Genomic DNA, 12,015 nt, shown 5'->3' with positions numbered 1-12,015 from the left:
TTCCCGCTCGCAGGCTCGTCATAAGAAACCCCCAGGTACGATCGCCAAGCTATCCCCGCTTGGAAGGAGCAGCACCCATGACCGAGAGTCACGAGGGTCCTCGTCAGCCGGAGGAACCCACCACGCCGACGGAGTCCGGCGCCCGAGAGGCGACCGAGCGCACCCCCGGCGAGAGCTCCGGAGCGTCGTCCTCGACCACCGGGCCCACCGAGCCGATCCACCGGGGCGGAGCGCACCGCGAGAGCGAGAACCCGACCGTCCCCTACCCCTCCTCCTCGGCCACCCAGCCGCCGTACACACCGAACGCGACGGCCGGCAACGAGGCGCAGCCCGTCTCCCAGCCGGCCCGCTACGGGCAGTACGCGCCGCCCGCGGCGAACACCCTGCACGGCTCCGAGGAGCCGCCCTCCTCGAGCCCCTTCGGCCCGGGCGCCGAGTACACCCCCGCCCCCACCGCCACGAAGCGCCGAGCCGGAGTGGGCGTCGTCGCGGCGCTCGCCATCGGCGCGGTCGTGGGCGGAGTCGCGGGAGCCGGCGTGTTCGGCCTCTGGTCCGCCTCCAACGGCGGCGGGACCCGCGTGGTCTCCGCCGGCGGCTCGCAGACGATCACGGTCAACAACGCCGAGGACGCGACGACCGCCACCGCGGTCGCCGCCAAGGCCACTCCGAGCGTCGTCACCATCGCGGTGAGCGGCAGCTCGTCCGCCGGCACCGGCTCCGGCATCGTGCTCTCGAAGGACGGCTACGTCCTGACCAACACCCACGTGGTCACCCTCGACGGCGAGATCGCGAACGGCACCGTCTCGGTCACGACCAGCGACGGCCGGATCTTCGACGCGACCGTCGTCGGCACCGACCCGACCCTCGACCTCGCCGTCATCAAGCTGACCGGCGCGACCGACCTCAGCCCGATGACGTTCGCGGACTCCACCAAGATCAACGTCGGCGACACGGCGGTCGCCATCGGCGCCCCGCTCGGCCTCTCCGGAACCGTGACCGACGGCATCGTCAGCGCGCTCAACCGCAGCATCCAGGTCGCCTCCTCGGCGGCTCCGGACGACTCGGGCGACAGCTCGAGCGGCGGCACCGAGAGCCCGTTCAACTTCGACATCCCGGGCCAGCAGGCGCCGACCCAGGCGAAGAGCACCATCTCGCTGCCCGTCATCCAGACCGACGCGGCGATCAACCCGGGCAACTCCGGCGGCGCGCTGCTCGACAGCGACGGCGAGCTGATCGGCGTGAACGTCGCGATCGCGAGCGCCGGCCAGTCCTCCTCGAGCGGCCAGTCCGGCAACATCGGAGTCGGCTTCGCGATCCCCAGCGCGATCGCCGAGCGCATCGCGAAGGAGATCATCGCGAACGGCTCCGCCTCGCACGGCCTGCTCGGCGCGAGCGTCTCCGACTCGACCGCGGACGTCCTCGGCGCCCGCATCGAGGAGGTCTCCGGAGGCGGTGCCGCGCAGGCGGCCGGTCTCGCCAAGGGCGACATCATCACCGCGATCGACAGCACTCCGATCACGAGCGCGTCCGACCTCACCGCGCAGGTCCGCGCGCAGGCCGCGAACGCCGCGGTCGAGCTGACCTACGTCCGCAACGGCCAGAGCTACCAGGCGAAGGCGACGCTCGGCCAGATGGCCGCCGGCTGACCCTCCGCCGCCGCGCACAGCCCCTCGAGGATCCGTCCCCGGGGGGCTGTGCTCCGCCACCGCGCACAGCCCCTCGAGGATCCGTCCCCGGGGGGCTGTGCTCCGCCGCCGCGCACAGCCCCTCGAGGATCCGTCCCCGGGGGGCTGTTCCGCGTCCGGGCCGGTCCCGGGGCGGGGCGGTCCCCGCTGGTAGGATGGTGGATCCCTGCGCCCGCGCTCCTCCCGCACGAACTGGACCCATGCAGCACGAGATCCCGGAAGACGACCTCTCCGACCTGCCCGGCGTCTCCTACGTCATGCCCGTCCTCAACGAGGTCGCCCACGTGCGCGCCGCGGTCGACTCGCTGCTGCACCAGGACTACACCGGCCCCTTCGACGTCGTCCTCGCCGTCGCCCCGAGCATCGACGGCACGGAGCAGCTCGTCGCCGAGCTGAGCGCGGCCGACCCGCGGATCCGCGTCGTGCCGAACGAGGTCGGCTCCACTCCTGCGGGCCTCAACGCCGCGATCCGCGCCTCGCGCCACCCGGTCGTCGTCCGGGTCGACGCGCACTCCGTCCTGCCGCCCGAGTACGCGCGCACGGCGGTCGAGGCGCTGCAGCGCTCCGGAGCGGCGAACGTCGGCGGAGTGATGGCGGCGGAGGGCCTCACCCCGTTCCAGCGCGCGGTCGCCCGGGCCTACGGCTCCCGCATCGGGCTGGGCGGCACGCCCCACCACGTGGGAGGCGAGGAGGGCCCGGCCGACACGGTGTACCTCGGCGTCTTCCGCCGCTCCGCCCTCGAGCGCGCCGGCCTGTTCGACGAGCGCTTCAAGCGCGGGCAGGACTGGGAGCTGAACCGGCGGCTGCGCGAGCGCGGCGAGGTCGTCTGGTTCACTCCGCGCCTCACCGTCACCTACCGGCCGCGGCCCTCGATGCGCGCGCTGCTCCGGCAGTTCCTCTCGACCGGGATGTGGCGGGGCGAGCTCACCCGGATGTTCCCGGCCTCGCGGTCGCTGCGCTACTTCGCTCCGCCCGTGCTCGTCGCCATGCTCGCGATCGGGCTGCTCGTCGGGCTGGCGGGAGTCGTCCAGGCGCTCGCCGGAGCCGCGCCCTGGCTCCTGCTCGGGTTCGCGGTGCCCGCCGCCTACCTCCTCCTGGTGGCGGCGGCCACTCTCGTGGTCGCGCGGCCGGACGGCGCGCGTGCGATGCTGTGGTTCGCCGTGGTCATCCCGGCGGTCCACGTGGCCTGGGGGACCGGCTTCGTGCTCGGCTTCGCCGGGCTGACCAGCAACATCTCCGCCCACCGCCACCAGCCGCGGTCCGACTCGCCGAGGGGCGCATGACCACGACGACGAGACCCCGCTCCATCGCCGAGCTGCGCGCCGTCGCGCAGCCCCCGGAGGTGCGCGGGCGCCGCAACGCCGAGCACTGGACGGCGTCGCTCTACCTGCGCCGCTTCTCGCCCTACCTGACCTGGCTGCTGCTGAAGACCTCGATCTCGGCGAACGGCGTCACCGGGCTGATGATCCTGGTCGGCTGGAGCGCGGCGGCAGCCCTCCTGATCCCGGGGATCGCCGGAGCGGCGCTGGCGCTGCTCCTCGGCCAGCTGCAGATGCTGGTGGACTGCTGCGACGGCGAGGTCGCGCGCTGGCGCCGCACGTCCTCGCCGGCGGGCGTGTTCCTCGACAAGGTCGGGCACTACACGACCGAGGCGCTGATCCCGATCGCGCTCGGGCTGCGGGCGGCGGGCGTCCCGTTCGAGGCGCCGGCTGACTTCCTCTGGACCACGATCGGCTTCGCCCTGGCCCTGGTGATCGTCCTCAACAAGGCGCTCAACGACATGGTGCACGTGGCGCGCGCGAACGCCGGTCTCACGAAGCTGGCGGACACGAAGGGTGAGGCTGTGCCGTCCTCGTCCGGGCTGGCGGGGCTTCGCCGCGCGGCCCGCTTCCTGCCCTTCCACCGCCTCTACCACTCCGTCGAGCTGACGATGCTGGCCTTCGCGACCGCCCTCGTGGGCCTCGTCGTCGGAGCGGGCACGGCCGACCGGGTCCTCGTCGGGGCGCTGCTGCCGCTCGCCCTCCTCGCCCTGGTCGGCCACTTCGTCGCGATCATGGCGTCCAAGCGTGTCCGCTCCTGAGCCGCGGGTCGGCGTCGTCGTCCTGACGCAGGGGACCCGGCCCGACGACCTCGCCGCGGGGCTGGCCGGCGTCTTCGCGCAGGAGGGCGTCGAGCTGGACGTCGTCTGCGTCGGCAACGGCTGGGAGCCGGACGGCCTGCCCGAGGGAGTGCGCGCCCTGGCGCTGCCCGAGAACCTCGGCATCCCGGCGGGCCGGAACGCCGGAGTCGACGCCGTCGCGGGGGAGTACCTCTTCTTCCTCGACGACGACGCCCGGATCCCGTCTCCCCGCTTCCTCGTCGACGCTATCGCGCTGCTCGCCTCGAACCGCCGCATCGGCCTGGTGCAGCCCCGCGTCGACAGCACGGACGGCACGCCGAGCCCGCGGCGCTGGATCCCGCGGATCCTCAAGGGCGACCCCCGCCGCTCCGGCCCCGTCTTCTCGGTCTGGGAGGGAGCGGTCGTGCTGCGGCGCGACGTGTTCGCCCGGACGGGCGGCTGGGCGGCTCCGTTCTTCTACGCCCACGAGGGCATCGAGCTGGCCTGGCGGGTCTGGGACACGGGTCGCACCGCCTGGTACGCGGGAGAGCTCGTCGCCCAGCACCCGGTCATCCAGCCGACCCGTCACGCCGACTACTACCGGCTGAACGCGCGCAACCGCGTCTGGCTCGCCCGCCGCAATCTCGCCGCACCTCTGGCGCTCGTCTACGTGGGGTCCTGGACCGCGATCCAGTGCCTCCGCTGGCGGCGCGACCCGGCCGCCCTGCGCGCCTGGTTCGCCGGCTGGCGGGAGGGATGGCGCTCGGATCCGGGCGGCCGGCGCGTCCTCTCGGCCCGCACGGTGCTCCGGATGGCGTTCGCCGGGCGTCCGCCGATCGTCTAGCATCGGGGAATCCGCCCCCGCCGGGGCCCCCGAAAGGACGACGGTGTTCGATTCGACCCAGCTCTCCCCGCCCGAGCGCGCCGAGGCGGAGGCGACCCCTGCCGGACCGGACCTCCTGACGGCGGTCCGCGAGCGCCTCGGCGCCGTCGACGACGAGTTCTCCGGCCGCCTCGACGAGCACCTCCCGCGCCTGGTCGATCTGCTCGCCACGGTGTACGCCGGCCGCGACGACCTCGAGGACCAGCTGGTCGCGATCGTCGAGCTCGCCGCCGCCTCCTGGGAGGAGCGGCCCGAGGAGCTCCGCGCGCTCGACCGCGCCCGCGAGCAGCACCCGACCTGGTTCCTCTCGAACAAGGCTCTGGGCGGGGTCTGCTACGTCGACCGCTATGCGGGCGACCTCGAGGGGCTGCGCGCCGAGATCCCGTACCTCCGCGAGATCGGCCTGAACTACCTGCACCTGATGCCGCTTTTCGATGCGCCCGAGGGCGAGTCGGACGGGGGCTACGCGGTCTCGAGCTACCGGCGCGTGCGGCCGGACCTCGGCGACATGGAGCAGCTCCGCGGGCTGGCCTCCGAGCTGCGTGAGCAGGGCATCGCACTCGTGGTCGACTTCGTCTTCAACCACACCTCGAACGAGCACGAGTGGGCGCAGCGCGCGCTCGCCGGCGAGCAGCGCTTCGAGGACTACTACTGGATCTACCCGGACCGGGAGCAGCCCGACGCCTTCGAGCGCACGACGCGCGAGATCTTCCCGGACGACCATCCCGGCTCCTTCGTTCAGCTGGAGGACGGGCGCTGGGTCTGGGCCACGTTCCACCGCTACCAGTGGGACCTCAACTACTCCAACCCCGAGGTGTTCCGGGCGATGGCGGGAGAGATGCTCTTCCTCGCCAATCAGGGCGTCGACGCCCTGAGGATGGACGCGGTCGCGTTCATCTGGAAGGAGCTCGGCACCACCTGCGAGTCGCAGCCGCAGGCGCACCTCCTGCTGCGCGCGTTCAACGAGGTCTGCCGCCTGGCCGCTCCGGCGCTGCTGTTCAAGTCCGAGGCGATCGTGCACCCCGACGAGGTGATCGAGTACATCGACGTCGAGGAGTGCCAGCTCTCGTACAACCCGCTGCAGATGGCGCTCACCTGGGAGGCGCTCGCCACCCGCGACGTCCGTCTCCTCTCGCAGGCCCTCGAGCGCCGGCACGCCCTCCCCGAGGGCACGGCCTGGGTCAACTACGTGCGCGGGCACGACGACATCGGCTGGACCTTCGCCGACGAGGACGCCGCCGAGCTCGGGATCGACGCGGCCGGCCACCGCCGCTTCCTCAACGACTTCTACACCGACCGGTTCGACGGCACGTTCGCCCGCGGAGTGCCGTTCCAGGAAAACCCGCGCACCGGCGACCGCCGCGTCTCGGGCACCACCGCGTCCCTCGCCGGAGTGGAGGCGGGTGACCCGTACGGGATCGACCGCGTGCTTCTCGCGCACTCGATCGCCCTGAGCACCGGGGGGCTGCCGCTGCTCTACCTCGGCGACGAGGTCGGCCAGCTCAACGACCACGGCTACCTCGACGACCCGACGACGGCCGGCGACTCGCGCTGGGTGAACCGGCCCCGCCGCCCCGCGGAGCGCTACGACGAGCGCGAGGTCCCGGGGACGGCCGCGAGCGAGGTCTTCGGCGGGCTGCTGCACCTCATCGCCGTGCGCAAGGCCGTGCCGATGTTCGCGGGCACCGAGCTGAGCGTCTTCGACCCGGTCAACGACCACGTGCTCGGCTACCAGCGCCCCGGCGACGGGGAGTCGGTGCTCGTGCTCGCGAACGTGTCGGACGAGGTCCAGGAGGTCGCGGCCGAGCGGTTCGTCGGGTTCGCCGCGGAGGCGGTCGACCTGGTCACCGAGATCGCGGTCGACCTGCGCGAGGGCTTCCGTCTCGCTCCGCTGCAGTTCGTCTGGCTGAGGGTGACCCCGGCCTGATCGGACCGTGCGAGGCCCCCGGCGCGGGGGCCGTCGCCGGTACCCTGGGGCGGATGACTCCCGCTCCCCGTGCCCTGATCGCCCGCCTCCGCACCGACGCGCGACTCGCGCGCAAGGTGGGCGGCGAGCTGCTCGCGGCTCGCCGGGCCCGCCACGCGGTGACCCGGCTGCTCGCGGAGCGCGGGCCGCTGCCCGAGGGCCGGTTCGAGATCGGCGTCTACTTCGCCGACGGCGACATCAACCTGTACCAGCTGCGGCAGTGGTACCGGCCGCTGGCCGAGCTGGCGGAGACGCACCCGGTCGTGCTGCTCAGCCGCAACGCCGGCGCCGCGGAGGTGCTGCTGCGCGAGAGCCCGGTCCCGGTCGCCTACGTCCGCTCCGTCGCCGACCTCGAGAGCACCATCGCGAGCCAGCCGCTGCGGATCGTGCTCTACGTCAACCAGAACGCCCGCAACTTCCAGATGATGCGCTACGGGCGCCGCTGGCACGTCTTCGTCAATCACGGCGAGAGCGACAAGATGTACATGACGACGAACCAGTTCAAGGCGTACGACTACAGCATGATCGCCGGGGACGCCGCCCTCGCCCGGCTGCGCCGCGTGCTCTGGGACTACGACTTCGACAGGCGCGCCCTCGCCATCGGCCGTCCTCAGGCGGACCACTTCGCCGGCGCCGTGCCGTTCACGCCCGACGAGCGCCGCGTGGTGCTCTACGCGCCGACCTGGGAGGGCGACCGCCCCGCCGCGGGCTACGGCTCGATCCGGAGCCACGGCACGGCCCTCGTGCGCGGGCTCCTGGCCGACCCGCGGTTCCGGCTCGTCTACCGCCCGCATCCCCGCAGCGGCGCGGTCGACTCCGACTACGCCGCGGCCGACCGGGCGATCGTCGCGATGATCGCCGCCGCCAACGCGGCCGATCCGCGCGCCGGTCACGTGCACGACACCGGTGCCGAGCTCGGCTGGCAGCTCGCCGCCGCCGACCTCGCGATCCTCGACGTGTCGGCGATGGTCTACGACCGGCTGGCCACGGGGCGCCCGCTGCTGGTCACCCGGCCCGTCAGCGCCGAGGCCGAGGTCGACGAGAGCGGCTACCTCGGCGACGCGGAGTGGCTGCACGCCGAGGACGCCTCCGCGATCATCGCGCGGATCGACAGCGCCGAGCACGATCCGGAGTCGGTCGAGCGGCTGGAGCGCTGGGTGCACCGCTACTTCGGCGACACGTCGCCCGGAGCGGCCACGCGGCGCTTCCACGAGGCGATCGAGCACCTGCTCACCGAGTGGGAGCGGCACGCCGCTCTGCACCGGGGCGACGGCGCGGTCGACGACCACGATCCGGAGGGCTGAGCGGGCGGGAGCACCGCTCGAACGGCCGCGTCAAGGGTGGGCCGGTCGCCGGGCGGCCTCCCGGTGCCCCGCTACGCTCGTCCCATGATGACCCCGCGCGCCTTCGCCCGCTCCCGCCGGCGCCGGTCGGCACCCGCCCAGCCCGCGGTCGAGCCGGACATCGTGGTCTCCGCCGACCCGGAGAAGCCGGTCTTCACGATCCGCTCCTTCCGCATCGGCCTGTTCGGCGCGCTCGGCGTGCTGGTGGCGCTCGTCCTGGGCGGCCTCGTCGTGCAGCTGGGCACGGTGCTGACCTACATCTTCGTGGCGCTGTTCTTCGCGCTCGGCCTCGATCCGCTGGTCTCCTGGCTCGAGAGCAAGCGCCTGCCGAGGCCGCTGGCGATCACGGCGGTCTTCGCCGCGGTGGTGCTGATCTTCGCCGGCCTGCTGGTCTACATCATCCCGATCCTGGTCGAGCAGCTGACGATGTTCGTCACGAGCGCCCCGCAGATCGTCACCGACATCGCCTCGCAGCAGTGGGTGCTCGACCTCGAGCAGCAGCTGCGCGGCGTGATCGACATCGACGAGCTGATCGAGAGCGTCCAGAGCTTCATCGGCAACCCCAACAATCTGCTCTCGCTCGGCGGCGGACTGATCGCGGTCGGGACCGGGATCGCCAGCGGCGTGACCGGCGCCGTCATCGTGCTGATCCTGACGCTGTACTTCCTCGCGTCGCTGCGCTCGATGAAGGCCGTCGCCTACCGCTTCGCCCCCGCCTCGCACCGCGCGAAGGCGCACGAGGTCGGTGACGAGATCACCGGCGCCGTGGGCCGCTACGTGGTCGGCCAGGTCTCGCTCGCCGGCGTGAACGGCGTGCTCACGTTCGTCCTGCTGCTCTCGATCGGCGCCCCGGTGCCGGCGCTGCTGGCCTGCGTCGCGTTCCTCGGCTCCCTGATCCCGCTGGTCGGCACGCTCTCGGGCGCCGTGATCATCTCGCTCGCCTGCCTCCTGGCCTCGCCGCTGACCGCGCTGGTCGCCGCGATCTACTACCTCGTCTACATGCAGGTCGAGGCGTACCTCCTCAGCCCCCGCATCATGAACAAGGCCGTCTCGGTCCCCGGTGCGGTCGTCGTGATCGCGGCGGTCGCGGGCGGCACCATCGCGGGCGTGCTCGGCGCCCTGGTCGCGATCCCGGTGGCGGCCTCGGTGATCATCGTCGTGCAGAAGGTCGTCTTCCCCCGTCAGGACGCCAAGTAGCGGTCCGCACCGCGACGGCCGGTCCGCTCAGCGCCAGAGCGGCACCGCGCCGTCGACCGCGGCGCTGAAGCGGCGGACCGACTGCGGGATCGCGACGCCCTCCTCCGCCGGCACCGGCGCGAGCGTGCGGGTGACCAGCGGCACGACGCCCGCCCAGACCCCGGCCGCCGGCTCGTCGCCCGCTCCGTGCGCGCGCACCTTCAGGCTCGCCTCGGCCAGGGGGAGGCGCAGCACCAGCGTCGCCGCGATCTCGCGGGCGGTGCTCGGCCGCACCTCCTCGTCACGCCCCGGGAGGAGGCGTGCCACCAGCAGGTCGAGGGCTCGCTCCTTCTCCTCTCCCTCCAGCGCCTCGGCCCGGCCGATCACCATCGCCGAGCGGTAGTTCATCGAGCTGTCGAAGGTGGAGCGGGCGACGACCAGTCCGTCGACCAGTGTGACCGAGGCGGTGAGGAGCGAGTGCCGCGCCGCCTCCCGCAGCAGTCCTCCGCCGCTCGACCCGTGCAGCAGGAGGGAGTCGCCGTCGCGGGCGAAGAGGATCGGCAGCACGATCGCGGCGCCGTCCCGCACGACGGCGACGTGGGCGACGAGCGCCTCGTCGAGCAGGGCGTGCAGCTCGGCGGGATCGGTGCGCTGGCGGTCGCGGAGACGGGAGACGCGGGTGCGATCGGTGACGGGGAGACTGTCCATGTCGGAATCGTCCCGCGCCGACTGGATCTGCCAGGATGCCACTGGAGCGCGATCGGAGTGGTCCAGAGCGGAGCGGTCGATGGCGTCGGGCGATCTGGAGATCCCGCTCCTCCTCGGGCCGTCGCCGCGCGGCTCGGTCCGCGCCGGGCTCGCCGAGGCGCTGCGCCAGGCGGTGCTGGACGGGCGCTACCGGGCGGGCGATCCGATCCCGTCGAGCCGCGTGCTCGCCGAGCGGCTCGGCGTCTCGCGGGGCTCCGTCGTCGCCGCGGTGGACCAGCTGGTGGGGGAGGGCTATCTCGTCGCCCACCCGCGCGCGGCGGTGACGGTCGCCTCCGACGGACTGCTGGCGCCGGCGCCGCAGGAGCCGCGGCCGGAGTCCCGGGAGACCGTCGTCCCGCCCGCCGCGGCGGACCTGAGGCCGGGCCGGCCGGACACCCGCGCCCTCGACACCCCGGAGTGGCGGGCCGCCTGGCGCCTGGCGCTCGTCTCGCCGCCCTCGGCGCCTCCTCGGGGTTCCGGGGACCCGGCCCTGCGGGAGCAGATCGCCGAGCAGCTGCGCCGGTCCCGCGGCGTCGACGTGCAGGCGTCGGACGTAGTGGTGACCAGTGGCACCGCGGGCGCCGTCGCGCTCCTGGCCCGCGCAGCCTCGGCCTCGCTCGGACGCGAGGTGCGCGTCGCCGTCGAGGACCCCGGCTACCCGGCCGTCCGGCGCCGCCTGCGCGCCGACGGGCACGAGGTCGTCGGCGTCCCTGTGCGCGGCGACGGCATCGACCTCGACGCTCTCGCGAGCTCCGGCGCGGACGTGGTCGTCGTCACTCCGTCGCACCAGTACCCGACCGGCGGCAGGCTCGCCCTCGCCGAGCGCCTGGAGCTGGTGCGCCGCGCGTCGGCCGGCCCCCTGCTCGTGGTGGAGGACGACTACGACAGCGAGTTCCGCTACGTCGGCGCCCCGCTGCCCGCGCTCGCCTCGCTCGACTCCGGCGGCGGAGTCGCCCATGTCGGGTCGTTCTCGAAGACCGTCTCGCCGTGGCTCCGCATCGCCTACCTGGCCGTTCCGCGGGCGTCCTGGCTCCGCGGGGCGCTGGCCGGCCTCGACGACGAGAAGGACGCCTCCGCCTCGGGTCCGACGCAGGCGGCGCTCGCGCAGTTCATGGCGAGCGGGGCGTTCCGGAGGCATCTCACGCGCTCGAGACGGCGCTACGCCCACCGCCGTGAGCTGGTCCACGCATTCGCGGAGGCGGTGCCCTGGGGGCGCGCGAGCGGACTCGACGGGGGTCTGCACGTCGTCCTCTCCCTGCCCGCGCCTCTGGACGCGCGCGCCGTCGCGGCCGCGCTGCTCCGGGAGGGACTGCTCGTCGCCACTCTGCACGAGTACGCCCTGTCGGGACGGGCCGCGACCGAGGCGCTGGTCCTCGGCTACGGCCATGTCGGCGACCTCGAGCTCGCTGCGGCGCTGGACCTCGTCGACCGGACCGTCCGCGCGCTCGCCGCCGGGGCCGTCCGTGGTATCCCTGGAGGATGACCCGCGACTCCGCCCTGCACATCACCGACGATCCCGACGCCGACGCGCTGCTCAGCCGCGACCCGCTGGCGCTGCTGATCGGGATGCTCCTCGACCAGCAGGTCGCGATGGAGACGGCCTTCTCCGGGCCCCGCAAGATCGAGGAGCGCCTCGAGGCGGAGGGCGCCTCGTTCGACGCCGCGTCGATCGCGGGCTTCGACGAGGACGCGTTCTCGGAGCTCTGCCGGACTCCGCCCGCGATCCACCGCTACCCGGCGAGCATGGCGGGGCGCGTGCAGGTCCTCTGCCGCGCTCTGGTCGACGACTGGGACGGCGACGCCGCGGCCGTCTGGACGCGGGACGAGCCCGACGGCCGCACGGTCCTCGCGCGTCTGAAGGCGCTGCCCGGTTTCGGCGAGCAGAAGGCGCGGATCTTCCTCGCCCTGCTCGGCAAGCAGCGCGGATTCTCGGGGGAGGGCTGGCGCGCGGCCGCGGGCGCCTACGGAGAGGAGGGCGCCTTCCGCTCGGTCGCCGACATCGTCTCGCCGGAGTCGCTGACGAAGGTCCGCGCCACCAAGCAGGCCGCGAAGGCCGCCGCCAAGGCGGAGAAGTAGGGCCGGGGGCGGCGGCCGGATGGATCGAGCGCTCGACGACG

General features: G+C 73.6%; 10 protein-coding genes. 9 read left to right on the top strand and 1 reads right to left on the bottom strand.

What is annotated here, in order from left to right:
• Positions 1 to 77 precede the first annotated feature (77 nt).
• The 7 genes from C5D50_RS14730 (at position 78) to C5D50_RS14700 (ending at position 9,172) form a co-directional block, all read left to right on the top strand.
• Complete coding sequence (locus C5D50_RS14730) at positions 78 to 1,646, top strand: S1C family serine protease (RefSeq protein ID WP_104247830.1); 1,569 nt, start codon at positions 78 to 80, stop codon at positions 1,644 to 1,646.
• A gap of 239 nt (positions 1,647 to 1,885) precedes the next feature.
• Positions 1,886 to 2,968 carry a glycosyltransferase family 2 protein gene (locus tag C5D50_RS14725; protein ID WP_181027226.1) on the top strand — a complete coding sequence of 361 codons (1,083 nt, stop codon included), beginning with the start codon at positions 1,886 to 1,888 and terminating at the stop codon, positions 2,966 to 2,968.
• Complete coding sequence (locus C5D50_RS14720) at positions 2,965 to 3,765, top strand: CDP-alcohol phosphatidyltransferase family protein (protein ID WP_104223579.1); 801 nt, start codon at positions 2,965 to 2,967, stop codon at positions 3,763 to 3,765. The genes C5D50_RS14725 and C5D50_RS14720 overlap by 4 nt, the downstream gene beginning before the upstream one ends.
• Complete coding sequence (locus C5D50_RS14715) at positions 3,752 to 4,627, top strand: glycosyltransferase family 2 protein (RefSeq protein ID WP_104283832.1); 876 nt, start codon at positions 3,752 to 3,754, stop codon at positions 4,625 to 4,627. The genes C5D50_RS14720 and C5D50_RS14715 overlap by 14 nt, the downstream gene beginning before the upstream one ends.
• A gap of 115 nt (positions 4,628 to 4,742) precedes the next feature.
• Entirely contained in the window at positions 4,743 to 6,593 is a 1,851-nt protein-coding gene (locus C5D50_RS14710; protein ID WP_104283845.1) for an amylosucrase, read from the top strand.
• A 53-nt stretch (positions 6,594 to 6,646) separates the two neighbouring features.
• Complete coding sequence (locus C5D50_RS14705) at positions 6,647 to 7,936, top strand: hypothetical protein (RefSeq protein ID WP_244229610.1); 1,290 nt, start codon at positions 6,647 to 6,649, stop codon at positions 7,934 to 7,936.
• Positions 7,937 to 8,020: 84 nt separating this feature from the next.
• On the top strand, positions 8,021 to 9,172 hold the full coding sequence (locus C5D50_RS14700) for an AI-2E family transporter (protein ID WP_258068664.1): 1,152 nt from the start codon (positions 8,021 to 8,023) through the stop codon (positions 9,170 to 9,172).
• 27 nt (positions 9,173 to 9,199) lie between these two features.
• Here C5D50_RS14700 and C5D50_RS14695 read toward each other — a convergent pair whose 3' ends face one another.
• Positions 9,200 to 9,859 carry a pyridoxamine 5'-phosphate oxidase family protein gene (locus C5D50_RS14695; RefSeq protein WP_104283831.1) on the bottom strand — a complete coding sequence of 220 codons (660 nt, stop codon included), beginning with the start codon at positions 9,857 to 9,859 and terminating at the stop codon, positions 9,200 to 9,202.
• 79 nt (positions 9,860 to 9,938) lie between these two features.
• Between C5D50_RS14695 and C5D50_RS14690 the strand changes: the two genes are divergently transcribed.
• Both C5D50_RS14690 and C5D50_RS14685 read left to right on the top strand, forming a co-directional pair.
• Positions 9,939 to 11,381 (top strand): PLP-dependent aminotransferase family protein, encoded by a 1,443-nt coding sequence (locus C5D50_RS14690; RefSeq protein WP_181137354.1) that lies wholly within the window; start codon positions 9,939 to 9,941, stop codon positions 11,379 to 11,381.
• On the top strand, positions 11,378 to 11,974 hold the full coding sequence (locus C5D50_RS14685) for an HhH-GPD-type base excision DNA repair protein (RefSeq protein ID WP_104283829.1): 597 nt from the start codon (positions 11,378 to 11,380) through the stop codon (positions 11,972 to 11,974). Before C5D50_RS14690 ends, C5D50_RS14685 begins: the two co-directional genes overlap by 4 nt.
• Positions 11,975 to 12,015: the final 41 nt, after the last annotated feature.

Source organism: Rathayibacter sp. RFBD1, from assembly GCF_002932915.1.
In the GTDB taxonomy this organism is placed as follows: Bacteria; Actinomycetota; Actinomycetes; order Actinomycetales; family Microbacteriaceae; genus Rathayibacter.
Note: the sequence above shows the minus strand (reverse complement) of the source record. Positions and strands in the feature narration are given on the sequence as shown.